25 protein-coding genes and 1 pseudogene are annotated in these 22,788 nt (G+C 62.1%); 12 read left to right on the top strand and 14 right to left on the bottom strand.

Translation table 11 applies throughout. The annotated features are described in order from the left end of the window. Window position 1 precedes the first annotated feature (1 nt). The gene (locus GR198_RS20245; RefSeq protein ID WP_029875608.1) at window positions 2–379 is read right to left on the bottom strand and encodes a GtrA family protein; all 378 of its coding nucleotides are present in this window, start codon (window positions 377–379) and stop codon (window positions 2–4) included. Then, window positions 376–1,383, bottom strand: coding sequence for a glycosyltransferase (locus GR198_RS20250; RefSeq protein ID WP_029875609.1), 1,008 nt, complete (start codon window positions 1,381–1,383; stop codon window positions 376–378). The genes GR198_RS20245 and GR198_RS20250 overlap by 4 nt, the downstream gene beginning before the upstream one ends. A 160-nt stretch (window positions 1,384–1,543) precedes the next feature. Here GR198_RS20250 and GR198_RS20255 point away from each other — a divergent pair, with 160 nt between their 5' ends. After that, on the top strand, window positions 1,544–3,391 hold the full coding sequence (locus tag GR198_RS20255; RefSeq protein WP_029875610.1) for a hypothetical protein: 1,848 nt from the start codon (window positions 1,544–1,546) through the stop codon (window positions 3,389–3,391). A gap of 119 nt (window positions 3,392–3,510) precedes the next feature. Here GR198_RS20255 and GR198_RS20260 read toward each other — a convergent pair whose 3' ends face one another. Continuing rightward, window positions 3,511–3,756: a hypothetical protein gene (locus GR198_RS20260; RefSeq protein WP_029875611.1), complete on the bottom strand. Its 246-nt coding sequence runs from the start codon at window positions 3,754–3,756 to the stop codon at window positions 3,511–3,513. A gap of 341 nt (window positions 3,757–4,097) precedes the next feature. Here GR198_RS20260 and xseA point away from each other — a divergent pair, with 341 nt between their 5' ends. Both xseA and GR198_RS20270 read left to right on the top strand, forming a co-directional pair. Continuing rightward, window positions 4,098–5,678: an exodeoxyribonuclease VII large subunit gene (xseA, locus tag GR198_RS20265; protein ID WP_029875612.1), complete on the top strand. Its 1,581-nt coding sequence runs from the start codon at window positions 4,098–4,100 to the stop codon at window positions 5,676–5,678. Window positions 5,679–5,680: 2 nt separating this feature from the next. Then, window positions 5,681–6,274, top strand: a complete 594-nt coding sequence (locus GR198_RS20270) for an NAD(P)H-dependent oxidoreductase (protein WP_029875613.1) — start codon at window positions 5,681–5,683, stop codon at window positions 6,272–6,274. A 203-nt stretch (window positions 6,275–6,477) separates the two neighbouring features. Here GR198_RS20270 and GR198_RS20275 read toward each other — a convergent pair whose 3' ends face one another. The 3 genes from GR198_RS20275 to GR198_RS20285 form a co-directional block, all read right to left on the bottom strand. After that, window positions 6,478–6,774 carry a GIY-YIG nuclease family protein gene (locus tag GR198_RS20275; RefSeq protein ID WP_029875614.1) on the bottom strand — a complete coding sequence of 99 codons (297 nt, stop codon included), beginning with the start codon at window positions 6,772–6,774 and terminating at the stop codon, window positions 6,478–6,480. A 544-nt stretch (window positions 6,775–7,318) separates the two neighbouring features. Beyond that, the gene (locus GR198_RS20280; protein ID WP_029875615.1) at window positions 7,319–8,572 is read right to left on the bottom strand and encodes an aminopeptidase; all 1,254 of its coding nucleotides are present in this window, start codon (window positions 8,570–8,572) and stop codon (window positions 7,319–7,321) included. 127 nt (window positions 8,573–8,699) lie between these two features. Further along, window positions 8,700–9,383: a glutathione S-transferase family protein gene (locus GR198_RS20285; RefSeq protein WP_029875616.1), complete on the bottom strand. Its 684-nt coding sequence runs from the start codon at window positions 9,381–9,383 to the stop codon at window positions 8,700–8,702. An 83-nt stretch (window positions 9,384–9,466) separates the two neighbouring features. Between GR198_RS20285 and GR198_RS20290 the strand changes: the two genes are divergently transcribed. Beyond that, window positions 9,467–9,910, top strand: coding sequence for a MarR family winged helix-turn-helix transcriptional regulator (locus tag GR198_RS20290; protein ID WP_028740595.1), 444 nt, complete (start codon window positions 9,467–9,469; stop codon window positions 9,908–9,910). A 63-nt stretch (window positions 9,911–9,973) separates the two neighbouring features. Here the strand turns inward: GR198_RS20290 and ybaK are convergent, their stop codons facing one another. From ybaK to GR198_RS20310, 4 genes are all read right to left on the bottom strand, one after another. Then, window positions 9,974–10,447, bottom strand: coding sequence for a Cys-tRNA(Pro) deacylase (gene ybaK, locus GR198_RS20295; RefSeq protein ID WP_029875617.1), 474 nt, complete (start codon window positions 10,445–10,447; stop codon window positions 9,974–9,976). Between the two features lie 32 nt (window positions 10,448–10,479). Continuing rightward, window positions 10,480–10,830 carry an ArsC family reductase gene (locus GR198_RS20300; RefSeq protein WP_029875618.1) on the bottom strand — a complete coding sequence of 117 codons (351 nt, stop codon included), beginning with the start codon at window positions 10,828–10,830 and terminating at the stop codon, window positions 10,480–10,482. Window positions 10,831–10,949: 119 nt separating this feature from the next. Further along, entirely contained in the window at window positions 10,950–12,011 is a 1,062-nt protein-coding gene (locus tag GR198_RS20305; protein WP_029875619.1) for a succinylglutamate desuccinylase/aspartoacylase domain-containing protein, read from the bottom strand. A 101-nt stretch (window positions 12,012–12,112) separates the two neighbouring features. Next, window positions 12,113–12,721 carry a 2'-5' RNA ligase family protein gene (locus GR198_RS20310; RefSeq protein ID WP_029875620.1) on the bottom strand — a complete coding sequence of 203 codons (609 nt, stop codon included), beginning with the start codon at window positions 12,719–12,721 and terminating at the stop codon, window positions 12,113–12,115. Window positions 12,722–12,982: 261 nt separating this feature from the next. Between GR198_RS20310 and GR198_RS20315 the strand changes: the two genes are divergently transcribed. Then, window positions 12,983–13,546: a methylated-DNA--[protein]-cysteine S-methyltransferase gene (locus tag GR198_RS20315; RefSeq protein ID WP_164069463.1), complete on the top strand. Its 564-nt coding sequence runs from the start codon at window positions 12,983–12,985 to the stop codon at window positions 13,544–13,546. A gap of 111 nt (window positions 13,547–13,657) precedes the next feature. On the opposite strand, the gene GR198_RS20320 is transcribed toward GR198_RS20315, so the two are convergent. Further along, window positions 13,658–14,392, bottom strand: coding sequence for an SDR family oxidoreductase (locus GR198_RS20320; RefSeq protein WP_164069464.1), 735 nt, complete (start codon window positions 14,390–14,392; stop codon window positions 13,658–13,660). Between the two features lie 143 nt (window positions 14,393–14,535). Further along, a complete protein-coding gene (locus GR198_RS20325; RefSeq protein WP_080658273.1) occupies window positions 14,536–14,907 on the bottom strand; it encodes an Atu4866 domain-containing protein in 372 nt (123 codons plus the stop codon). 128 nt (window positions 14,908–15,035) lie between these two features. Between GR198_RS20325 and GR198_RS20330 the strand changes: the two genes are divergently transcribed. The 3 genes from GR198_RS20330 (at window position 15,036) to GR198_RS20340 (ending at window position 17,570) form a co-directional block, all read left to right on the top strand. Next, window positions 15,036–15,932 (top strand): LysR family transcriptional regulator, encoded by an 897-nt coding sequence (locus tag GR198_RS20330; protein ID WP_029875623.1) that lies wholly within the window; start codon window positions 15,036–15,038, stop codon window positions 15,930–15,932. Window positions 15,933–16,131: 199 nt separating this feature from the next. Further along, entirely contained in the window at window positions 16,132–16,986 is an 855-nt protein-coding gene (locus GR198_RS20335; RefSeq protein ID WP_029875624.1) for a helix-turn-helix domain-containing protein, read from the top strand. 38 nt (window positions 16,987–17,024) lie between these two features. Continuing rightward, the gene (locus GR198_RS20340) at window positions 17,025–17,570 is read left to right on the top strand and encodes a YbhB/YbcL family Raf kinase inhibitor-like protein (RefSeq protein ID WP_029875625.1); all 546 of its coding nucleotides are present in this window, start codon (window positions 17,025–17,027) and stop codon (window positions 17,568–17,570) included. A 109-nt stretch (window positions 17,571–17,679) separates the two neighbouring features. On the opposite strand, the pseudogene GR198_RS20345 reads toward GR198_RS20340, so the two are convergent. Beyond that, a pseudogene (locus GR198_RS20345) lies at window positions 17,680–18,168 on the bottom strand (GNAT family N-acetyltransferase); the annotation flags it as partial. Window positions 18,169–18,456: 288 nt separating this feature from the next. On the opposite strand from GR198_RS20345, the gene GR198_RS20350 reads away from it, so the two are divergent. Both GR198_RS20350 and GR198_RS20355 read left to right on the top strand, forming a co-directional pair. Beyond that, window positions 18,457–19,338, top strand: coding sequence for an AraC family transcriptional regulator (locus GR198_RS20350; protein ID WP_029875627.1), 882 nt, complete (start codon window positions 18,457–18,459; stop codon window positions 19,336–19,338). Between the two features lie 198 nt (window positions 19,339–19,536). Next, a complete protein-coding gene (locus tag GR198_RS20355; RefSeq protein ID WP_029875628.1) occupies window positions 19,537–20,067 on the top strand; it encodes a dihydrofolate reductase family protein in 531 nt (176 codons plus the stop codon). Between the two features lie 79 nt (window positions 20,068–20,146). Here the strand turns inward: GR198_RS20355 and GR198_RS20360 are convergent, their stop codons facing one another. After that, window positions 20,147–21,043, bottom strand: a complete 897-nt coding sequence (locus GR198_RS20360; RefSeq protein WP_164069465.1) for a LysR family transcriptional regulator — start codon at window positions 21,041–21,043, stop codon at window positions 20,147–20,149. A 228-nt stretch (window positions 21,044–21,271) separates the two neighbouring features. On the opposite strand from GR198_RS20360, the gene GR198_RS20365 reads away from it, so the two are divergent. Both GR198_RS20365 and GR198_RS20370 read left to right on the top strand, forming a co-directional pair. Beyond that, complete coding sequence (locus GR198_RS20365; protein WP_029873984.1) at window positions 21,272–22,006, top strand: SDR family NAD(P)-dependent oxidoreductase; 735 nt, start codon at window positions 21,272–21,274, stop codon at window positions 22,004–22,006. Between the two features lie 92 nt (window positions 22,007–22,098). Further along, complete coding sequence (locus GR198_RS20370; protein ID WP_409514059.1) at window positions 22,099–22,725, top strand: NADPH-dependent F420 reductase; 627 nt, start codon at window positions 22,099–22,101, stop codon at window positions 22,723–22,725. Window positions 22,726–22,788 lie beyond the last annotated feature (63 nt).

Raw genomic sequence — 22,788 nt, forward strand, 5'->3', positions numbered from 1 at the left:
ATTATTCCGCGCGAAAGACGAAGCGCGAATAGCCGAAGAAGCTGAAGATCATCGAGGCGATGCTGGCGATCACCATGGCCGCCAGCGGCTGAAGCGCCGGCAGCGACAGCAGAAGCGCGGAATAGAGCCCGTAGTTGACAAGCGCTGCCGTCACCCCGACCGAGCCGTAGCGGAAGCCTTCGGCGGCAAGCGAACGGCCGGTGCGATCGAAGGTGAAGCTCCGGTTGAAAGCCCAGGTCGCCGCCATGGCGAAGGCGATCGCCACGAGCCGCGCCAGAAACGGCCCGAGCGGCGTCAAATGGAGCAGCGCCGACAAGATGCCGGCATCGACGAGGAAGCCGATGCCGCCGGCGATCGTGAAGCGGATGAGCTTTCTCATGCCGCATCCGCCTTGCCGGGACGCGCGCGCGATACCGGCCCTGCGTCGCTGAGCGGCGCCTTCAACGCGCTCGGCCTCTCCAGGCCCATATAGTGGATACGGAGCTGTTCGGCGCGGGCGCGTGCGACGGAATCCAGGATGACGCCGGCGGTGAACAGCATGAAGGAGATCATCATCAGCGCCGTCGACAGCACCCAGGTCGGCATGCGGCTGACGAGACCCGTCTCGAAATATTCCGCCAGCACCGGCGCCATGAAGCCGAGGCTCGCCAGCATGAAGGCGGCGCTGATCGCGCTGAAAAAGGCGAAGGGCCGGGTTTCCTTCATCAGCATCGCGAACATCCAGAGGATCTTGGCGCCGTCGCGGAATGTCGAAAGCTTGGAATGCGAGCCTTCGGGCCGGCGGCCGTAGTCGAGTTCCAGTTCGCTGACCGGCAGCTTCAGCCGGGAGGCATGCACGGACATTTCGGTTTCGATCTCGAAGCCGCCTGATACCGCCGGGAAGCTCTTGACGAAGCGGCGCGAAAACGCGCGGTAGCCGGAAAAAATATCAGTGAAGTCGGGGCCGAAGATCATCCGGTAGAGCAGGTTGAAAAGCCGGTTGCCGAGCGCATGGCCCTGACGGCCGGCATCGGCGTGCACGCCACGCCTGGTGCCGACCACCATGTCGGCGCGCTCGGTCAGCAGCGTGCGCACCAGTTCCTCGGCATCCTCAGGCGCATAGGTGCCGTCGCCATCGGCGATGATGTAGATGTCGGCGTCGATATCGGCGAACATGCGGCGCACGACATGGCCCTTGCCCTGGCGCCGCTCGCGCACGACATGCGCGCCGGCAAGCATCGCCTGCAGCGCGGTGCCGTCGGTGGAATTGTTGTCGTAGACATGGATCGCAGCATCGGGCAGCGTCGCCCGGAAACCCTGGACGACTGGGCCGATCGTCGCGGCCTCATTATAGCAGGGGAGCAGGACGGCAATATTCAGATTATCGGTACGCGATCGGGCCATGACTCTACTCGTTACACTTGAAAGCCGCGCTCAGCCTAAATCATGCGCCGTTAATAAGACCCTATGACGCAGGCAAAATCGGCAGCTGCCACAAACGGCTTTACACTTTCTTGATCGGCGGCGGCTAAAGTTCGAGTATCGAAACGAACCGCTAACCACAATGAACGCTGTGCAGCCGATCCCCCATGCATCCTCCGCGATCGACGCTCCCAGGGGCGGGCTGCGCGACCTGCTGACGCGTCTCTGGCCAACCGTCATCGCCTATAGCGTCATCCTTGCTGCCGCCATCCTCATCACCAAGCTTTCCGGCGCCACCGATTACGTCGGCCCCGACAATGATGACGGAATGCGTCTCGTCGAGGTTCGCGATTTACTGGCCGGGCAGGGCTGGTTCGATCTGATGCAATACCGTCTCGGCCTCGACGGCGGTACGCTGATGCATTGGTCGCGGCTGATCGATCTGCCGATCGCCTCGCTGATCTGGTTCTTTGGCCTGTTTGCCCCCCGCGAGACGGCCGAAGCGCTGGCGCTCGCCGTCTGGCCGGTATCGCTCATCCTGCCCGCCATGCTGGCCATGGCGGTTGCCGGTCGGCGCATCGGCGGTGTTGCCGCCATGCATATCAGTCTCGGCTTGACCGGTCTTGCGATCTACACCGGAAACCGCTTCGCGCCGGGCGCCATCGATCATCACAATGCGCAGCTGGGGCTGGTCGCGACGATGATCGCGATGCTGCTGGATCCAGAGCGTCGTGCCTGGAGTTATGCGGTTGCCGGCATCGCGGCTGCCATCGCCATTGCCATCGGCGCCGAGACGACCCCCTTCGTCGCCGCCGTCTGCCTGACCATCGCCCTGCTCTGGGCATGGGAGGGCGAAAATTTCGCCGCCGCCGCCAAGGCCTTCGGGCTGGCGCTGGCGATTGCGATCAGCATCCTTTTCTTCGCAACGGTGCCGCCCCGGCTTTATTCGACAGTCACCTGCGACAATCTCTCGCTCGGCTATTACAGCCTGGCGGCGATCGGCGGCGGGTTGCTGTTGTTTTCGGCGGTTTTCGCGAGCCGCTTGCGCCGGCCCTTGCGCTTTGCCGCACTCGCCGTCGTCGGCGCCGGCGTTCTCGGTTCGGCGATCGTGATTGCACCGCAATGCCTGAGCGATCCGCTGGCCGGTCTCGACCCGATGCTGGTCGAGCTCTGGCTCAGAAATGTCTCGGAAGCGCAGTCGATTTTCGCTCTCGGACGCACCGATCTCTTCTCGATCGGTGGCTTCTATGCGGCCGGCCTGTTCGGCATCGCCGTCTGCATCTTCCGCGTCGTCCAGCGTGACCGCGTGCAAATCCATCTGGTCCTGCTCTTCCTGCTGATGACGAGCTGGGCAATCGCGCTGGTCCAGGTGCGCGGTTCGACGTTCTCGAACCTGATCTCCATCCTGCCGCTTGCCCTGTTGATTATAGATGTCCGCCGCATCTCCAACGGCGACAGCGAGAATGTCGCAGCCGCCTTCGTCTATATCGTCACCGTGCTCGCCAGTGCTCCGGCCGCCTGGGCCGTCGGCGGCGGATTTGTCTCGTTGCAGATGCAGAATGCTGCGCAGAAGAAGGCGGCAGAGCCGGCAAAGAAGATTTCCTGCACATCGCAAGCGGCGCTGGCGCCGCTCGCCGGGCTACCGGCCGGACTGGTCTCGGCGCCGTCGGAAATGGGCGTGCCGATCCTCCGCTTCACGCAGAACCGGGTTCTCTCCGCGCCTTATCATCGCAATCAGGGCGGCATGCTGGCGGAGCTGCATATCGGCATGGCGGAGCCGCAGGAGGCGGAAGCCTTCCTGAAGGGGACCGGCGTGACGGTGCTTGCCTTCTGCCCCGGCGATCTGCAGACCCGCGAGATCACCAAACTGAAGCCGGATGGGCTCTATGCTGAGCTCGGCAAGGGCAATATCCCGCCCTATCTGGAGCCGCTTCCGAAGGCGGCGGACGTGGGCGTGCAGTTCTTTCGCTATCGGCCGGCGACGAATTGACGCCGGCAATCTTCAGGATGGGATAACCATGTCGCGATAACGACATGCGTATAAACAAAGCAAGCGCGGGAAGCCGATCTCAAAGATCGCGACGCGCTTGTCAGTGTGAAAACGCGCTGTCAGTGCGAAACGCGCATGGCGCGGCGAAGGCGCTGATTGGCATAGAGCCCGAGCACGAAGAGCATGAGGCCGCCATTATAGCCGAGCACGGCATAGACGAATGCGAGAATAGACACCGGCCCGGGCGAGGTTATCGCCGCCAACGCGAATGTGATTCCGATCAACGCGGCGACCAGCGCGATCACGCCAGCCGAACGCGTTTGCCCGGCGCTGACGCCCAATGCTGCTGCTGTGAGAATAATCATTTCAGCACCTTCCCAGAGAGAACGAGGGGAAGCATAGGAAGCGCCAACTAACAAAGATTTACCGGCGATCTTCGCCGAAAAGCCTTTGTATTACGGTGGTTAGCAATCCCTTTCGGCTAAAACGCATATTCTAACTATCCGTTCCGCAACAAAACAGATTTACACGATTTTGTTGTTTGTCCACCTGGCTGCAACGAGTGCATGTGCTGGATGCGTAGAGACGAGCGCGCTTGATGCAATGGCGACGAACCCCTCCCACAACGATTTCAACGGCTGGGAAAACCGATCCCAAAGCCCGTGCCACCCTTCCGGTTTCCAGCGGATGGACATAGAAAGAGGGGATGAGCAACGTCTTCGACGGCGATTCGCCGACCAACCTTGCCGAATATTCGGTTTCGGAACTTTCCGGCTCGATCAAGCGCACCGTCGAAACCGCCTTCGACCAGGTTCGCGTGCGCGGCGAAATCTCGGGCTATCGTGGGCCGCACTCCTCGGGCCATGCCTATTTCGCGCTGAAGGACGATCGCGCCCGCATCGACGCCGTCATCTGGAAGGGCACCTTCTCACGGCTGAAGTTCCGCCCGGAAGAGGGCATGGAAGTCATCGCCACCGGCAAGGTCACCACCTTTCCGGGTTCCTCGAAATATCAGATCGTCATCGAGACGCTGGAGCCGGCCGGCGCCGGCGCGCTGATGGCGCTGATCGAGGAGCGCAAGCGCAAGCTCGGCGCCGAGGGCCTGTTCGATGCCGCCCGCAAGAAGCGGCTGCCCTTCATGCCCGGCGTAATCGGCGTCGTCACCTCGCCGACCGGCGCCGTCATCCGCGATATCCTTCACCGTATCTCCGATCGTTTTCCGGTGCATGTCCTCGTCTGGCCGGTGAAGGTCCAGGGCGAGGGCTCCGGCGAGGAGGTGGCGAACGCCATCCGCGGTTTCAACGCGCTGGAACCTTCAGGCGCCATCCCGCGCCCCGATGTACTGATCGTCGCGCGCGGTGGCGGCAGCCTGGAAGACCTCTGGAGCTTCAACGACGAAATCGTCGTGCGTGCTGCGGCCGAAAGCCGGATACCGCTGATCTCGGCCGTCGGCCATGAGACCGACTGGACGCTGATCGACTATGCCGCCGATGTCCGTGCGCCGACGCCGACGGGGGCAGCGGAAATGGCGGTGCCCGTCAAGGCGGAGCTCGAGGCGCAGGCCGCCGCTCTTGCCGCGCGTCTGCAGGGCTGCATGAACCGGCAGATGGATCAGCGCCGCCAGTCGGTGCGCGCGCTGATTCGGGCATTGCCGTCGCTCGATCAGCTTCTCGCTCTGCCGCGCCGCCGTTTCGACGAGGCGGCAACCGGTCTCGGCCGCGGGCTGGAGCTCAATACCATCAACAAGCGCCGCGGCTTCGAGCGCGTCGCCGCGCATCTGCGCCCCGATCTGCTCGCCGGCCGCATCGCCGAGCGCCGCCAGACGCTGAACGAGCGCATGGCCCGGGCCGAGCGAATGGTCGAGCGGCTGATCGACCGCTCGAAATCGCGCGTCGACCGCGCCGAAGCCATCCTCGCCTCGCTACCGGCCCGGTTGAAGAGCCAGACCGACCGGGGTCGCGAACGCCTCGGCAATCTTTCGCGCCATGCCGATACGGCGATCCGCCACCAGTTGACCCGTGCGCGCGCCGAACTTTCCGCGCAGGACCGCGTGCTGCAGTCGCTCTCCTATAAGAATGTGCTGAAGCGCGGTTACGCCGTCATTCGCGATGAGGATAACCGGCCGGTCTCGCAGGCTGCTCAGCTCTCCGCGGGTATGGGCATCGCCATCGAATTCGCCGACGGTCGTGTCGGCGCCATGACCACGGAAGGCGGCGCACCGCCGGCCGGTGCCAAGAAGCGCAGTGTAAGACCCGCAGACCCGCCGAAGCAGGGAAGCCTGTTCTGACGATGCGGATCCTGCTGGTGCTTGCCCATCCGCTGGAGGATAGTTTCGCCGCCGCCGTGGCAAGGACCGCGCGTGAGGCGCTGGAAGCCTCCGGCCATGTCGTCGATCTACTCGATCTCTACGCCGAGAATTTCGATCCGCGCCTTTCGAAGGCTGAGCGCGGCGGCTATTTCGACATTCCCTACGATACGTCAGCCGTTGCCGATATCGTTGCCCGCCTGAAGGCTGCCGATGGCCTGATCTTCGTCTTTCCGCAATGGTGGTTCAATTTCCCAGCGATCCTCAAGGGTTTCTTCGACCGCGTCTTCGCCCCCGGCGTCGCCTTCAGCCATGATGCCGCCGGCGGCCGTATCGTGCCGCAGCTGACCAATATCAGGCTGCTCTATGCGCTGACGACGACAGGCTCGCCCTGGTGGCTGGTGCGTCTCTATATGGGTGATCCGGTACGCCGGCTCTTGAAGCGCGGCATCGCCGCCTTCTGCTCGAAGGGATTGAATTTCCGCATGCTCAGCCTGCACGACATGGACCGCGCCACCGATGCAAAGCGCAGGGCGCATCTCGATCGCGTGCGCAAGCTGCTATCGGCGATCCGCTAAAGCAATCCCAGCAAAAGTGTGCAGCGGGTTTGCGTTCGGATTGCGTGAAAAAACAGATAGGAGGAGAGCTTGGTCGCGATGCCGTGGAACCGGCACGCCCTTGCTCCAGCCTCATCCTGAGGTGCCCCGTAGGGGCCTCGAAGGACGGGGCTGGCCACCGGCGCATCATCCTGAGGTGCGATCCGAAGGATCGCCTCGAAGGATCACCCGGCTTTGGCAGGCCCGCGCTTCGACAAGCCAGGTAGGGCCTCGTAATCCATTGCCATCAACGCTTCCTTCTTTCGGCGCGACCAGCCCTTGATCTGGCGCTCGCGGGCGATGGCGTCGATGATGCGGTCATAGGTTTCGGTGAAGACGAGTTCGACCGGGCGGCGCTTGGCGGTATAGCCGTCATAGGTCCCGGCATTATGCTCCCAGACACGCGCCTCGATCTCCTGCTTGGTGAGGCCGGTATAATATGAGCCATCGGCGCAGCGGAGAATATAGACGGTGACTTCCATGGCGGAAGGCTAGCATGGTGGGTCGGCGGGCGGCAATAATGCTGGAGGTGTCTGCCACCCGCCCTCGTACTTCGAGGCTTCGGCCTTTGGCCTCCGCACCTCAGGATGAGGGCTGATCGTGGTGCCGTGTGATTGGTGGGCTGATCAAGGCTCAAGGCATCCCAGGCTGATGAGCTTGCCGCTATCCTTCTGGCACGAGCTTCTCTCCAGCCTCATCCTGAGGTGCCCCGCAGGGCCTCGAAGGACGGGGCTGGCGGCCGGCGTATCATCCAGCAATGCAGGCGCTGAGGTGGGCGCCCCGCCACCCGCCCCCGTCCTTCGAGGCTCCGGCCTTTGGCCTCCGCACCTCAGGATGAGGGCTGATCGTGGTGCCGTGTGATTGGTGACCTGATCAAGGCTCCAGGCATCCCAGGCTGATGAGCCTGCCGCTATCCTTCTGGCACGCCCTCTCTCCAGCCTCATCCTGAGGTGCCCCGCAGGGGCCTCGAAGGACGGGGCTGGCCGCACCAGCGCGCTTTATCCAGTCAGCGCACGATGATGCCGCTCAGGCCCATTCGCCCTGCCGCATCACCGGAACCCGCGAACCATCCGGCTTGATGCCGTCGATATCGACCTTGTCGGAGCCGATCATCCAGTCGATATGGATCAGGCTGGAATTGCCGCCCTGTGCCTTGATCTGCTCCTGGCTAAGGTTCGCTCCATCGAGGAAACATTTGGAATAGCACTGGCCGAGCGCGATGTGGCACGAGGCGTTTTCGTCAAACAGCGTGTTGTAGAACAGGATGCCGCTGGCCGAGATCGGTGAGGAATGCGGCACGAGTGCCACTTCGCCGAGCCGGCGCGCGCCCTCGTCGGTATCGAGAACCTTGTTCAAGACCTCTTCGCCCCGCGAGGCCTTGGCCTCGACAATGCGCCCGCCCTCGAAACGCACCTGGATATTGTCGATCAGCGTGCCCTGGTGCGAGAGCGGCTTGGTGCTCGACACATGGCCTTCGACGCGCAGCGCATGCGGCGTGGTGAAGACCTCCTCGGTCGGGATGTTCGGATTGCAGGTAATGCCGTTCTTGGCGGTGGAAGCGCCGCCGTGCCATTCATGTCCGTCGGCAAGGCCGATCGTCAGGTCGGTGCCCGGTCCCCGGAAATGCAGCGAGGCGAAGCGCTCGCCGTTCAGCCAGGCGGAGCGCTTGCCAAGATTGGCATTGTGCTCGGCCCAGGCGGCGACGGGATCGCTGACATCGACGCGCGAGGCGGCAAAGATCGCCTTGGCAAGCTTGGCAATCGCGATCGGTTCCGGATCGTCGGGGAAGACCACCTTGGCCCAGGATGGGTTGGGATAGGAGACGATGTTCCAGTTGATGTCGAAATTCGAGATCTTCTCCAGCGCCGGCTTGTAGGCGGTGGAGTTGGCGCGATTGGCGCGGCCGACCTTGCCGGCATCCTGTTCGGACAGCAGCATCGGATTATCGCCGGCAACCGCGAGACGGGCCGCCCCGTTGGCATAGGCCTTGGCCATGCCCTCGTAGAGCCAGCCGGAGGCGCGGTCGAAGCTCTCGTCGCTGCCATATTGATAGCGCGCCAGCGTCGTTTCCTCGTCGGAATAGAAGGCGGAGACCAGTCCGGCGCCGGCCTGATAGGCGTGTTTGGTGATCAGGCGGACGAGCGGCAGCGCCACGACAGGCGCGGTAATCACCAGGTCCTGACCCTTCTGCAGCTGCAGGCCGACCTTGACGGCGACTTTCGCAAGCTTTTCCAGCTTGACGGGATCAACGGTGTTCTGGCTCTGGGGCATGAAAGTCATGGTTCAACCTGCCTTCTGTCATCGACGGTGGGAGGCCGGAAGACTTAGACCCGTTTGCGGCGAAAATGAAGCGCGCCGCTGCCGAATTGCAGCGGCCGGATTTATATGTCCGGCCGCTCGCGGGGCTTTAAGCTGCGGCAGGCAGCCTGAGCAGGATCGAGTTATGTTTTTCGAGGAATTCCATCAGCCGCTGCGGGTAATCCTCACCAACGGCGGCCTTGACGCTCGCCCGTTCGGAGAGCGCCTTGCGCCAACGCTTTACACGCTCAAGCCCTTCGAAGATGTCGCCGTCGCCGAGCGTCTCGAAGAGATCGAAATACCGAAAGACCGGCGCGAAGACGGCATCGACGAGGCTGAAGTCGTTGCCGGCGAAATAGGGGCCGTCCGTCAACACCTTCTCGAGCGTTGCGAATTTGGAGATGAGCGCCGTGCGCTTGGCCTCCAACTGCGCGGCATCCTCAGCCGTCTCGTAACCCCAGAGATCGGAAAGCACGGAGGAACCGAATTCCATCCAGCCGCGATGGCGGGCACGCGTCAGCGCGTCTTTCGGATGCAGCGCGACGCCCGGCTGTGTTTCCTCCAGATATTCGCAAATGACGCTGCTTTCGAAGAGTACCGCCTGGCTGCCGTCTTCCTCCTCGATCCGCAGCAACGGCACCTTGCCGAGCGGCGAGATCTTCAGGAACCAGTCCGGCTTGTTGGCAAGATCGATATTGATGCGCTCGAAGGGCACGCCCTTTTCGAGCAGCGCGATCGCGGCGCGCTGTACATAGGGGCAGAGATGATGGCTGACGAGGGTAAGCTTGCTCATGGGGGCCTCCTTGGCAATGATGATAGATGTAAATGCATCTAATATCGCTTGCAGCGGAATTCAAGATAGATGTAATTGCATTTATGTCCGAAAAAACGTCGAATCCAAGCGAAGCAGTCACCTCTGCCTGGACGAGCATCATGCGCGCCCGCGAGCGGCTGCTCGCTGCCATCGAAGCTGACCTAAAGGCAGCCGCCATGCCGCCGCTTGCCTGGTATGACGTGCTTTGGGAGTTGGCGCGCTCGCAAGACGGCATGCTGCGCCCCTACGAGATCGAAGAGCGGACATTGCTGGCCCAGTATAATCTTTCCCGGTTGATCGATCGGTTGGAAAAAGAGGGTTTGGTCCGGCGCGAAAACTTCGCTGAGGATGGGCGCGGCCGCTGGGTGGTGATCACAGATGCCGGCCGAAAACTTCGCGAGCGCATCTGGACGGTCTATGCCAGATCGATCGAGACCCACATCGGCTGCAAGCTTGCCGAAAACGAGGCGAAGGCGATCGCCGGCTTACTCGACCGCTTCCTCTAGATTCAACAGTAAGAACATGATGTTGTCCGAAAACCGCCTACACTTTTCGGCATCATGCTCCGATCAGGCAATCAACGGCGCTGCGACTGCCTTCAGCGCCTTCAACGCAGCCTTCGGATCGAGCCGCACCTGCAGCCCGCGCTGCCCGCCATTGATATAGACGAGCGGCTCGCCAAGCGCGGCCTCCTCGATCGCCGTCGGCACGGTCTTCTTCTGGCCGAACGGGCTGATGCCGCCGACATGATAACCCGTCAGCCGCTCGGCATCGGCAGGCTTCATCATATTGGCCGATTTGCCGTGAAAGGCGCTGGCAAGCTTCTTCATGCTGACCTCGCGATCCGACGGCACGACGACGCAGACCGGCTTGCCGTCCACCTCCGCCATCAGCGTCTTCAGCACCCGGTGCGGCGCCTCGCCGAGTGCTTCCGCCGCCTGCAGCCCGACGCGCTCGGCATTGGGGTCGTAGTCATAGGCATGAACGGTGAAGGGGACGCCTGCTTGCGAAAGAAGCTGTGTCGCGCGCGTGGTCTTGGACATCTCTTTCCCTCGTGAGCTCAGCGGGGCGCCTGTCAGCCTCCGAACGTACCGGCGTAAATCTCCGGCTTGAAGCCGACCAGCAATTTCCCCTTCGCCTCCAGCACCGGCCGCTTGATCATCGACGGTTGGTCGAGCATCAGCTGGATCGCCTTCTCCCGGGTCAGGTTCTCGCGCTCGGCATCGGGCAATTTGCGGAAGGTGGTGCCGGCGCGGTTGAGCACGGTATCGAGGCCGGCTTCGTCGATCCAGGCTTCGAGATGGGCGCGGTCGATACCGAGCGCCTTGTAGTCGTGAAACTCATAGGCGACGCTATGTTCTTCCAGCCAGCTGCGGGCCTTCTTCATCGTGTCGCAATTCTTGATGCCATAGATGGTGACGGCCATGCCCGATCGATCTCCCTGTGATGACAGCGAGATAACATGCACGAAGGCCGGCGCAAACGCCGTGCGACCTTTTATCCCCGAGCGCGTCGACAATCGCAGCAGGACAAAACCGGCCCGGCTCAATTCTCCAGCGTGCCGGCCTTGCGGGAGGCCTTGCTGGGTTCGTCACAGGCGATCTTCATCAGGTCGCTGCGCCGCCGCACCAGCCGGTCGGAGGTCCGGGTCAGGATCAGTCCGTCCTGCGGCGCGGTGAGCTCGATGCTGCCGCCCGGCTGCCCCGGCCGGGTGACGATCGTCGCCAGAAGCTCGCCTTCGGCAATCCTCTCGCCGATATCGCGATGGAAGAGTACGGCGCCGCCTTCTGGCGTGCGGATGATCTCCACATTGTCGAGCGGCACGGCCGGACCGGAAAATACCGTTGCCGCCGGTTTTTCGTCGCCAACGATGCCGCGTGCCGCAAGGAAGCGCCAGAGCCCGTCCGCATCCTTTTTCGCCAGCACCGGATCGACGTCGCGTTTGCCGCGCAGCTCGACGGTGACGGAGAGTTTGCCAGGCAGCCGGGAGCGGCGTTCGCCGGGAACTTCATATTTCCATGCGAAGCCGACGGCCTCCTCGAAGGCCGAGCTTTCGCCATCCGAAAGCAGCACGGCCTCCATGTCGAGCGCGGCGGCAAGATCGGCCGCCTCCGGCCAGAAGGCCTCGTCGATATAGGCATATTGCAGGGATTCGTCGTCGCAATGCAGGTCGAGCACGAGATCGGCGCCAAGCGCCAAATGCAGCAGCTGTCGCTTCAATCTATCGGTAGCCGGGTAATCATCAAGATCCTCGATCAGCGTCGCCCGATCGGTAATGGAGATCAGCGGAAAATCCCGGTTGAAATTGGTGCGTGAGCCCAGGTCGAAACGGCCCTGCAGCTCGCCGAAATGCGATTGCGCCGCACCGATCGGATTGGCCTGCGGCACGATGGTGATGTCGCCGGCGATCCCGCCTTGGTTTTCCGCCTGCCGCAGCCGCTCGCAGAGGAAGTGCAGCAGCACCGTTCCCGGCAGCTCGCCGGCATGCAGTGCCGCCTGGATATAGATCTTCGGCGCCCTCGGATCGTGGCCTTTAAAGCGCAGCACCGGCAGCCGCCACTCCGTTCCCGGCGTATCTCCAGGGATGATGATCTCTGAAACGTCCATGCTGTCTTCGTTCCCGTTTGCAACCAGCGCCCGGTTAGGCATTCCGAGCTATATGAGCGGAAATAGGGCAAGCGCAAGCGTGGTCCGCAGACATCATTGCCTCAGCCGAGCAGTGGCCAGCGATCGATGATCCGATATTCGGTTTTTCCGAGAAGACTGTGGATGAGCAGGAATTCGGACGCCGTCCATGAAACGGGCGTGTCGAGCCTCGCCGGCGGCACGGTCTTGCGGTCGTAGAGCAGCGTCATATGCGGTGTGAAATCGCGGCTGATATTGTGCCGCAGTCCGGCATTGTGCATGCCGACACCGAGCTGGACATGCAGTCGGGTGAGCGGTTTCAGCCCGCCTTCGCCGTAAAGCACGAGCGGCCGCGCCTTACCTTCCCGCCTGAAGCTCATGATCCTGTCGAAAGTGATCGCAATCGGCGCGCTCTCCACCGTGGCGCCGGCCTGGCGCGCCGCAAAGACCGCGTCCTCGGGCAATTCTTCATAATCGTCGATGCCGATGATCGTCATATGCAGTGTCGTCAGCCGTGGCTTTGCCGAAAGAGAGAAAGTCTTCCCATAGTCATCGGCGATCGATGCCGCCTGCCGCTCAACCGCCGCAGGCGGACAGAGGGCGAAGAAAAGCCGGTGTCCGCCGTTATGGTTTTCGCCCGGTCGCCCGCGCCGACTTCGCCCATCCTCGAAGTCGAAGGAGATTTGGTTCATGGGCTCTCAGGGTCGTCATGACCCACCTCGTCGTTTCCAAAACGCGACGAAGGATACTCTGACGAGATTGAATATCAAGAACAAAAACAGAACATAAATTTCCGATACAATCTTCTCTGAATGGATGACGTGGATGTTCGATTGACATTGCGAGAGACGGATCGCGATATTTCCCGGAAGCCTTATGCGCGCAAGAAACGGGTTGAAACCGAGGCCGTCCCATACGATTTTGAGGGCAATCGAAAACGCGGAGGCTGTGTCATGGCTGAGACAACGCACCACTATCTCATCTTCGAAACCGCGGGCGGTTTCTGTGGTATCGCCTGGAGCGACGCCGGCATCACCCGCTTCCAGCTGCCGACCAAATCAGCAGAGGCGACCGAACGGCTCCTGCTGCGCCGCCTGCCGGATGCCGAAGCCGGCGCGCCGACGCCTGCTGTGCTGGAGACGGTCGCGGCCGTGAAGCGCTACTTCCAGGGCGAGGAGACGGATTTTTCCGGCGTCGAACTCGACCTTGCCGGCCAGGATACCTTCTTCCGGGATATTTATGCGGCGGCAAGGCGTGTCGGCTGGGGCCGCACCACCACTTACGGCGCGCTGGCCAAGGAGCTCGGCGTCGGGCCGGAAGCCGCCCGCGATGTCGGCCAGGCGATGGCGAAGAACCCCGTCGCTCTGATCATTCCCTGCCACCGGGTGCTTGCAGCCGGCGGCAAGATCGGCGGCTTCTCCGCTCCCGGCGGTTCGTCGTCGAAGGCCCGCATGCTGGAGCGCGAAGGCGTCAACCTTGCACCGCCGCCGCCTGCCCAGCAGTCGCTGGGTTTTTAGGCGGCGGAGGCTTTTCGTTTTCCGCAATTCCCGGCAAAATCGCTTCGCGCTTTGCCTGGCAAAACCGCTCTACACTTTTGCTGGAATTGCTTTGGCGGCAATCTCAGCCGCTCAATGCGGGCTGGCTGTCGGCCGGATGATGATCTCGCTGACATCGACATCATCAGGCTGGCTGACGGCGTAGAGGATCGAATTGGCGATCGCCTCGGGGCTGATCGTGATCGCCCTGAAAGCCTTCATGGCATCGCGCGCCGTCGGATCGGTGATCGTGTCGGCCAGTTCCGATGTCGTCGTGCCGGGAGATATGACAGTCACACGGATAAGATCGGTCTCCTGCCGCAATCCGTCCGAGATCGCCCGCACCGCAAATTTCGTCGCGCAATAGACGGCCGCCGTCGGCGAGACGCTGTGGCCGCCGATCGAAGACAGGTTGATGATCTGCCCTGATCCCTGCGCCTTCATGATCGGAAGCGCTGCCGCGATGCCGTAGAGAACGCCCTTGATGTTGACGTCGACCATCCGGTCCCACTCGTCGACCTTGAGGGTGTCGAGCGGCGACAGCGGCATGACGCCGGCATTGTTGACGATGACATCCAGCCGGCCGAATTCGGAGCGGGCAAAGCCTGCAAAGGCCTCCACCTGGGAACGGTCGGTGACATCAAGCTGTCGCAGGCGCACCGTCCCGCCCGTTGCGGCGATTTCGCCGGCGAGTTCCTCCAGGCGCTCGGTGCGGCGGGCGCCGATCACGATATGGGCACCTGCGGCAGCCAGCACCTTTGCCGCGGCCTCTCCGATGCCGCTGCTGGCGCCGGTGATGGCAATGACTTTTCCTTTGATATCAGACATCTCAAGCTCCATGTGTACGCCGCTCGCCTGGCGATGCGGCTGAGGGTTTTTTGGTGGTCAGGTGGGAAAATCGGCGCTGAGCGTTGTTTCCGCCCAGGCGTCGAAGTTTGCGCGCAGCGCATCGTTGCCTTTCAGGCGGCACATCATTTGCGCCGAAGCACCATGCCGCCATGATGGAGGGTGTTGCCGTCGACGAAATCGCCGTCGGCCGTGAAGCCCGTGTCATCCCAATATTCGATGTGGCTTCCGGTGACTTCGTAGCGTCCTCGATAAGCGCTTTCCCGGCTGCCACGGGCTTCGTCGTAGCGGCCATTGGGCAGAAGTTCGTGGCGGACGCGGCCATCATCCGTCATCCACATGCCGATATAGGGATGTTGCTGCATTCTGTTCTCGCTTGTTTGTTGCTGCTGATCTCGGCGGTTCACGCCATCGGTGGCGGACGAACTGGTCGCCGCGCCAGCCAGGGTGACCGCCGCGAAAAACTGCAGGACCGGGCTTTTGAAAATCCTTTGCATTGCCTTGCCTTTCGAAGAAGATCGGCCGATGAGTGCGTCTTGGCGTTGATCTCGACTTGAAAGATAGCGTGCCCATCTGCGATGATTAAGTTGCCAATCCAGGATGCCTTGGTTAGAAATACTAACCAATGGTCGATGATCTCGAAGGCATTTCAGTTTTTCTTGCGGTGGCCGAAGCGCGGAACTTCCGGCTCGCCGGCGAGCGGCTTGGCGTCACCCGCTCCGCCGTCAGCCAGGCCGTGCAGCGCCTGGAGGATCGGGTCGGAGTCGCCCTGGTCCAGCGCACGACGCGCAGCGTCAGCCTGACCGAAGCCGGTGAAGTGTTCTTCGACGCGGTTCGTCCATCGGTCCGCCAGGTCAAGGATGCGATGCAGACGGTGCGGGAAATGCAGGCGCGCCCGAGCGGTCTGCTGCGGATCACCGTTTCCTCGATCGCCGAGAACTTCCTCTCCGGCACCTTACTGGCCGGCTTCATGGAAGCCTGCCCTGACATCAAACTCGATATCACCATCACCGATGACGAATTCGATATCGTCGAGGCCGGCTTCGACGCGGGCGTTCGGCTCGGCGAAGTAATCGAAAAGGACATGATCGCAATTTCAGTCTCCGAAGAGCAGCGACAATGCGCCGCCGCATCCCGCAGTTATCTCGAGCGCCGCGGCCATCCCCGCCACCCCGGCGAGTTGCAGAACCACGCCTGCATCGGATGGCGACCACGCCCGGATACGGCGCCCTATCGCTGGGAATTCACCGAAAACGATCGCGACTTCGACGTCTCCGTCGATCCCACCATTACGACCAACGACATGGGAATGATGATCCGCATGGCCTGCGCCGGGGCCGGGATCACCTTCGGTATGGCGGAGACCTTCCAGCCCTATATCGAACGCGGCGAACTCGTGCCGCTGCTGGAGGACTTCTGTCCACCCTTCCCGGGTTTCTATCTCTACTACCCCAGGCGCCAGCGGCAGCCGCTGAAGCTGCGCGCTTTGGTCGATTATGTGCGCAGATTTGACGGGCGGTAATGCGGTCTGGGCTCAAGCTGCCGCTGGTAAGTCTCGACGGCGATTTCAGGCCAGTCGCACGGGCTCAAATCCTGCGGCTTGGGCTGAATGTTGCCGCTGGCATCCGGCTTTGATATTCCCGATGAAAGAGGCCAGCGAGGCGGCGCGCGCGCTATAGAGGCCACCGCTCGCCGCGCTTCCATCCTTTTGCGGAGAACATATGCTCGACGACGTCTTTCCCGTTCCGGCCAGGGCTTTGATCCGTCAGGGTGGGCGGGCTTGTTTTTATCGTCTCGTCAATACGAGCCCCTTGTTGATACAGGTGCAATCGGGAACGAAGATTGTCATGGCCGACGATAAGGCTTTGCGCCTCGAGGCCGGCGCCTATGGCTTGCTGCCCGACTACAGACCGTTGACGATGGAGAACATTCCCAAGGCGCCGCAGAAGTATCAGACCCTGGCGCTTCCCGTTCCGCGACAGCTCTTCGAGGAAGCCTATATCAGGATGGGATCGATCGCTGTTCCATCGAGGCCTGTGCCGGCAGGCACCTCGAAGCTGCCGGAGGAAGCCGCGGCATTGTTCGACTATTGCTGTCAGCCCGGCAATCTGACGAGGCTTCCCGGCGCCATTGCCAAGGCTCGTTTGATGGAGCTGATCACCTGGTTTGCGCTCTGCGGAGCGGTGTTGGGCCAAGGCCAAAGCCCTCGGTTCGAGGACCGGCTGCGGCAGATGATCGAAAGTGATACGGCCTTTGATTGGACGCTTGCGCACGCGGCGCGCTCGTTCAACATGAGCGAAGCGACGTTGAGGCGTAAGCTGGCCGCCGAGAATACCGGTTTCACTGAGATCTTGAGCGATACAAGGATGAATCGCGCCTTGGGCCTCATTCAAACCACAACTCTGCCGATGGCGCAGGTTGCGCTTGAGGTCGGTTACGACTCCCCTTCTCAATTCGCTGCGCGGTTCAAAGAGCGGTTTGGCGTCAATCCACGCCATGTGCGGGGTGGCTCCGAGCGTTTTGAGCGGATCGGGGCAGAAGTTGAGCGTAGCGGGGCAGATGCACTTGCTCGGTGACGATAGTTTTCCGGCATTATCAACCGCAGGAAAACAGAATGCGTTTCATCACAGCAGTACTACTCGCCACATCCGTCTTTGGCGCGACGGCCGCACAGGCCGAAATGAAGCTCACCTCGAAGGATTTGATCGCCGGCAAGTCGATGGCCGATGCGCAGGTCTTCAACAGCTTCGGCTGCGCCGGCAAGAACATCTCGCCGGAACTGACCTGGTCGGGTGCGCCTGAGGCGACCAAGAGTTTCGCCATCATGGCTTACGATCCGGATGCTCCCACAGGCTCGGGCTGGTGGCATTGGTCGGTGTTCAACATTCCCGCAAATGCCTCGGAGATTGCCACTGGCGCCAGCGGTGACAAGAAGCTTCCCGCAGGCACTGTCGAAGGTCACACCGACTTTGGTACATCAGGCTACGGTGGTGCATGCCCGCCGGCCGGCGATCGGCCGCACCACTACCAGTTCACCGTCTACGCGCTCTCGGTCGACAAGCTCCCGCTTCCCGATACTGCGCCGGGCGCCATGGTTGGTTTCTATGTCAGGGCAAATATGCTCGACAAGGCCTCCGTCGAGGTCACGTACGGCCGCTGAAGCCGGCTTCGGATCGCCGTTGTCATTCCCTTCATGACAACGGTCGACCGAGGCAACTGAACCTCGGCCGGCCTCTTCCTGTGAGGGCTACTCCAGCCGGTAAAACCTGAACGGTTGCGGCTTCCCAGCAGATCAATGGACCATCTTCGGCATCGATACGCTCGCCGATACGGATAAAACCATTGCGTTCAAGAACGCGCTGGGACGCGATGTTGCCGAAGCCGGTTTCTGCAGAGATCAAAGCCACGCGAGGATCGTCCCGCGCCCACTCCAGCAACTGCCCTATGGCCCGCGTGGTGCATCCACGGCTTTGGCGGGAGGGCGCAACCCCATAGCCGATATGGATCTTTCCGTCCTGGGGAACCTTGATGACAGAGCAAAGGCCGACGATCTCGTCATCATCCACGATCATCCAGGCCGACGGCAAAAATTCCACGCCGATATCAGCCGCGAGGCGGCTCAACATCGCCAGGATTTCAGGAGGCGCAATGGCGCTGTCTTGGACAAGGTGTAGATTGCGAGGCGCGATGCCCTTCAGCAGCGCTTCAAAATCATAAGACGTTAGTTCGATAATCATCGTTTTCTCGACATTAGACATGCGCCAGCATTGGGCGCGCTATAGGCCGAGCGATAGAGTGAGATCAGCTTTCGGTCACGATGCCGAGCGCCTTCATCCCTACCGCCGCAGCCGGTGAGTTCTGGATCGTTGCGACGGCAAACAAAGGCATTCTCCTCTAAGACGGAAATGCGAATAACAGTGCCGGGCGAGGATCGCAAGATGCTCCGATCGGGCGGCACGCCGGCTGATCCATACCAAACCGCAAGATCGGTCGAGCGCTGCGTTGCCGAAGGAATCTAGTTTGAGCTGCCACGGGGACCAAGACGAATGACCGCAGCGCTTCGGAACTATCATGAGCGGATGCAGCGAGTGCTGGATTATGTCGACCAGCACCTCGATGACGATCTCGATCTTGACCTTCTGAGCGGCGTCGCGGCCTTCTCGAAGTTTCATTTCCACCGGCAGTTCACGGCGACCTTCGGATTGTCCGTGCATCGCTATATCCAGCTTGCCCGCATGAAGCTCGCTTCATACCGGCTGGCTTACCGGGACGAAGAACGCGTCACTGATATAGCGATGGATGCCGGCTACGATGCACCGGATGCCTTCGCCCGCGCCTTTCAGCAACGGTTCGGACAATCGCCTTCGTCGTTTCGGAAGTCTCCCGACTGGGAGCCGTGGCTTGCCGCCTTCGGGCCTCTCGACAATGCAAGGAGCAAGCTCATGCAGAGGACTTTTACCACTGACGACGTGATAATTCGCAATGTGCCCACCACGCCGGTGGCGATCATGGAGCATCGGGGCGACCCGGCGACGCTCGGCGCCACCATCCAGCGGTTCATCGCGTGGCGCAAGGCCGCTGGCCTGCACCCCAGGACAAGTCCGACCTTCAACGTCTGGCGTTCCGAGCGGCGTCCTCAGTCGCCTGCCGATTATAGCGTCGATCTTTGTGTCGGGACCGACCAACCGATCGGGGCGAACGGCGAAGAGATCAAGGCCGGCGAGATCCCTGGCGGACGCTGCGCGGTGCTGCGCGTCGTCGGCAACACCGACAATCTGGAGCCCGCCGCGCTCTACCTTTATCGCGAATGGCTTCCGGCCAGCGGCGAGGAAGCACGCAACTTCCCAATCTATTGCCAACGGCTGAGCTTCTTCCCGGAAGTGGCGGAGCATGAGGCGGTGGCGGAGCTGTTTCTGCCGCTGAAATAGCGCCCTGTGATGACGGCTTGTCCGTTCTGATCGCGGACGGGCCGTTGTCCGCGCAGGCCGGCCGGTTGGCGGCCATCAGGTCGCGGATTTATGCGCACTCAAAACCAATTGCAATAACAAATCAGTTGAGCCAATTTGCAACTGATTGCATAATGCAATCAGGCTTGCGCGGATGCCGTTTAAGGAAAGGAAGTGAGGATGGCTAAGCTTGTGTTCGGAATGAACCAGTCCCTGGACGGCTACGTCGATCATATGGCGTTTGGGCCAAGCCCCACGCTCTTCCGCCACTTCATTGAAGAGGCTCAGCGGCAGGCGGGCAGTGTGTACGGTCGCCAGATGTATGAGATCATGCGTTACTGGGACGGCGAACATCCTGAATGGGATGCAGAGCGACAGGCCTTCGCGGCGGCGTGGCGGAACCAGCCGAAATGGGTCGTCTCGCGCTCGATGAAGTCGGTCGGTCCCAACGCCAGGCTTGTTGGGGAAGATCTTGAGGCCGCAATCCGCGAGTTGAAGGCGGAACGCGACGGGGAGATCGAAGTCGCCGGCCCCAATTTGGCGCAAAGCCTCACCGAACTTGGCCTGATCGATGAGTATCGAATCTACCTGCACCCCGTCGTGCTCGGTCACGGCAAGCCATATTTCGCCGGACCCCGGCCGCCACTCCGCCTGATGGCTCATGACCGGATTGGCGAGGATGTGATCAGGTTGACCTACGTTCCGGCTTGATCTCGCGACTTGCCAGACGAAAATCGCAGCTCGGCTTCCGACCGGATGACGGCAAGCGTCGCCGGCGACCTGCCGGGCGTCAGTCGCGCGATATGGACAGCCCCGTGAGAAGCGGAGCGTATGCGGCGAGCCTGTGGGATACGAACTCCGTGAAGAGCCGCACGCGCTTCGTCTTGCGTGTCTCTCCCTGTGTGAGAAGCCAGAGCGTTCCGTACATGTGCAGGTCGGTGCCCGGCACCCTCGCCAGGTGGGGGTCGGCATCTCCGACGAAGCACGGCAGTGTCGTCATCCCGAGCCCTTGCCGTACAGCAACGATCTGCGCCTCGCCGTCAGTGGTCCTGAATGGAACCCCCGTGGTGCGAACCTCACCCTCGCTGGCCCAATCCGGAATTCCATGCATGCTGATGACGATCCACCGGATGGGATCAGGCGCGCCCGCGCGCCACGCTGCCAGCAGATCGCGGGACATGTAGATACCGCCGAATATATCCGGTCCCTTCAGGCCGTGAAGATTGAGCGGCAGGGTTTTGCGGTCGTAAACGACGCGGATCGCCACATCGGCCTCTCGGTTGGTCAGATTTGCCAGCTCGCCGGACGACAAGACTTCCATCTCGATATCAGGATGCTGACGCGCGAAATCGGCGAAATCCGGCATCAGCAGGTGTGTCGCGAGGGGCGGAGCCAACGTCACCCGCAGAAGCCCGCGCACGCTCTGGTCGCGCCCGAAGACGCGCGTCTCCAGCTGGTGTGACGACGCTTCCATCTGGTTCGCGAGTTCGAGGACCTCGTCGCCCGCAGCCGTCAGGCGGTAGCCCGAAGGCAGCTTTTCGAACATCTGCGCCCCGAGGCGTTCCTCGAGCTGGGCGATGCGTCGCAGCACCGTCGCGTGGTTCACCCCGAGGCGCTTGGCGGCAGCCCGCAATGAGCCTCCGCGCGCGGCGGCAAGAAAGTAGCGAACGTCGTCCCAGTCGATCATGGTGCATTCCCGCGCCGCGCGGCGCGGCTTCCGAACCCCGTTTTAGCACACTGAGCCGCGCTGTGCGCGAGTGTTGCGGCACGTAATCACCTGGATGGATCGTTTTTGCACCAGCGATGTGCGTGATTGCGCACTCACCGCCCGACGTCGGCGAACCCATATCGGGGCTCTCGGGGGACCTCCCCGTACAGCCGAAAACGTGTGACGGCGAAACCAAGGATGCATGACATGAACAGACTGAATGGAAAGACCGCCGTGATCACCGGCGGCGCTACGGGCATCGGCCGCGCCGCAGCCAAGCGCTTCATCGATGAGGGCGCTTTCGTCTTCATCTTCGGCCGCCGGCAGGAGGCGCTTGACGCCGCTGTGGCGGACCTCGGGGCCAATGCGCGGGCGGTAAAGGGCTCGGTCTCGGATGAGGCCGACCTTGATCGGCTTTACACCGCGGTGAAGGCAGAGCGCGGAACGCTCGACATCGTCTTTGCCAATGCCGGGGCCGGAAGCCCGCTTCCGCTCGGCAAAATCACCGCCGAGCACATCGATGAGACCTTCGACACCAATGTGAAGGGCACGATCTTCACGGTCCAGAAGGCGCTGCCGCTGATGGGCTCAGGCGGTTCGATCATCCTGACCGGATCGAGCGCCGGCACCACGGGCGCACCGGGATTTACGGCCTACAGCGCAAGCAAGGCGGCAGTGCGCAACCTCGCGCGGACCTGGGCGGAGGACCTGAAGGGCACCGGTATCCGGGTCAACGTGCTGTCACCCGGGGCGACGGCGACCGAACTCGCGAAGGAAGCGCTAGGCGAGGAGGGCCAGAAGGTCTTCGCCTCGATGACGCCGCTCCAGCGTATGGCCGATCCGGCGGAGATCGGGGCGGCGGCTGCCTTTCTCGCGTCGTCGGACAGCAGCTTCATGACCGCCAGCGAGGTCGCGGTTGACGGCGGCCTTGCGCAACTCTGACGCGCTGCACCTGGCCAGGCGCTCCATTCGATTTTTTCGGAGCTCCGTAGGGCTCGGTAGATAACCCAGCGCCGTTCAGGGCCGGGAAATCAATATCAACACAATATCGGAGAAGCATTATGAGCTACGCAATTGTAGGATTCGGTAAGATAGGCCAGGCCCTCGCCCACGCCTTCGCCCGTAAAAACATCGAGGTGACCGTCGCGAGCCGCCGGCCGTCCGAGGCGTTGGCGCCGCAGGCTCGGGCGATTGGACCCACGGTCGTCGCCAAGTCGCTGCGGGATGCACTCGAGGCCGACACGATCATCCTGGCGGTCCCGTTCGGGGAGCATCGCGAGGTTGCGAAGGCCTTGCCGAGCTGGAAAGGCAAGACGGTCATCGATGCGACGAACGCATTTCCCGTCCCTGAAGAGCTGGACGGCCTCCCGTCCTCCGCCTTCGTCGCGAAATCGTTCACCGGCGCCAAGTTCGTGAAAGGGTTCAATCACCTGCTTGCGGCCACCCTGGCTGCCGATCCGATCGTCGAGGGCGGGCACCGGGTCGTCTTTCTGTCGAGCGACGACGAGGACGCGATCGCTCCCGTGGCGGATTTGGCCAAGCAACTGGGGTTCGCACCCGTCGAGCTGGGAAAGCTCAACGAGGGTGGCGCGCTGGTGCACGCACGCGGCCGCACTTGGGGCCAGCTCATCTTCCAGGATTTGTTCAAGAAGGAGCAGTAATCGATCTATGATCGTGTGATCGACGCCGAGAACTGGTCGCGCGCGCTAAAGCATGTCGCGCAA

The organism is Rhizobium leguminosarum (assembly GCF_010668065.1).
Lineage (GTDB): Bacteria > Pseudomonadota > Alphaproteobacteria > Rhizobiales > Rhizobiaceae > Rhizobium > Rhizobium leguminosarum_S.

Excerpts from the sequence above, each read along its gene's own strand:
- GR198_RS20255 (WP_029875610.1), top strand. The coding sequence starts at position 1,544 with ATGAACGCTGTGCAGCCGATCCCCCATGCATCCTCCGCGATCGACGCT.
- GR198_RS20350 (WP_029875627.1), top strand. The coding sequence starts at position 18,457 with ATGACCGCAGCGCTTCGGAACTATCATGAGCGGATGCAGCGAGTGCTG.
- ybaK (WP_029875617.1), bottom strand. The coding sequence starts at position 10,447 with ATGTCCAAGACCACGCGCGCGACACAGCTTCTTTCGCAAGCAGGCGTC.
- GR198_RS20280 (WP_029875615.1), bottom strand. The coding sequence starts at position 8,572 with ATGACTTTCATGCCCCAGAGCCAGAACACCGTTGATCCCGTCAAGCTG.
- GR198_RS20285 (WP_029875616.1), bottom strand. The coding sequence starts at position 9,383 with ATGAGCAAGCTTACCCTCGTCAGCCATCATCTCTGCCCCTATGTACAG.
- GR198_RS20335 (WP_029875624.1), top strand. The coding sequence starts at position 16,132 with ATGCTCGACGACGTCTTTCCCGTTCCGGCCAGGGCTTTGATCCGTCAG.
- GR198_RS20320 (WP_164069464.1), bottom strand. The coding sequence starts at position 14,392 with ATGTCTGATATCAAAGGAAAAGTCATTGCCATCACCGGCGCCAGCAGC.
- xseA (WP_029875612.1), top strand. The coding sequence starts at position 4,098 with ATGAGCAACGTCTTCGACGGCGATTCGCCGACCAACCTTGCCGAATAT.
- GR198_RS20330 (WP_029875623.1), top strand. The coding sequence starts at position 15,036 with ATGGTCGATGATCTCGAAGGCATTTCAGTTTTTCTTGCGGTGGCCGAA.
- GR198_RS20365 (WP_029873984.1), top strand. The coding sequence starts at position 21,272 with ATGAACAGACTGAATGGAAAGACCGCCGTGATCACCGGCGGCGCTACG.
- GR198_RS20340 (WP_029875625.1), top strand. The coding sequence starts at position 17,025 with ATGCGTTTCATCACAGCAGTACTACTCGCCACATCCGTCTTTGGCGCG.
- GR198_RS20360 (WP_164069465.1), bottom strand. The coding sequence starts at position 21,043 with ATGATCGACTGGGACGACGTTCGCTACTTTCTTGCCGCCGCGCGCGGA.
- GR198_RS20245 (WP_029875608.1), bottom strand. The coding sequence starts at position 379 with ATGAGAAAGCTCATCCGCTTCACGATCGCCGGCGGCATCGGCTTCCTC.
- GR198_RS20260 (WP_029875611.1), bottom strand. The coding sequence starts at position 3,756 with ATGATTATTCTCACAGCAGCAGCATTGGGCGTCAGCGCCGGGCAAACG.
- GR198_RS20270 (WP_029875613.1), top strand. The coding sequence starts at position 5,681 with ATGCGGATCCTGCTGGTGCTTGCCCATCCGCTGGAGGATAGTTTCGCC.
- GR198_RS20310 (WP_029875620.1), bottom strand. The coding sequence starts at position 12,721 with ATGAACCAAATCTCCTTCGACTTCGAGGATGGGCGAAGTCGGCGCGGG.
- GR198_RS20290 (WP_028740595.1), top strand. The coding sequence starts at position 9,467 with ATGTCCGAAAAAACGTCGAATCCAAGCGAAGCAGTCACCTCTGCCTGG.
- GR198_RS20355 (WP_029875628.1), top strand. The coding sequence starts at position 19,537 with ATGGCTAAGCTTGTGTTCGGAATGAACCAGTCCCTGGACGGCTACGTC.
- GR198_RS20305 (WP_029875619.1), bottom strand. The coding sequence starts at position 12,011 with ATGGACGTTTCAGAGATCATCATCCCTGGAGATACGCCGGGAACGGAG.
- GR198_RS20325 (WP_080658273.1), bottom strand. The coding sequence starts at position 14,907 with ATGCAAAGGATTTTCAAAAGCCCGGTCCTGCAGTTTTTCGCGGCGGTC.
- GR198_RS20275 (WP_029875614.1), bottom strand. The coding sequence starts at position 6,774 with ATGGAAGTCACCGTCTATATTCTCCGCTGCGCCGATGGCTCATATTAT.
- GR198_RS20250 (WP_029875609.1), bottom strand. The coding sequence starts at position 1,383 with ATGGCCCGATCGCGTACCGATAATCTGAATATTGCCGTCCTGCTCCCC.
- GR198_RS20300 (WP_029875618.1), bottom strand. The coding sequence starts at position 10,830 with ATGGCCGTCACCATCTATGGCATCAAGAATTGCGACACGATGAAGAAG.
- GR198_RS20315 (WP_164069463.1), top strand. The coding sequence starts at position 12,983 with ATGGCTGAGACAACGCACCACTATCTCATCTTCGAAACCGCGGGCGGT.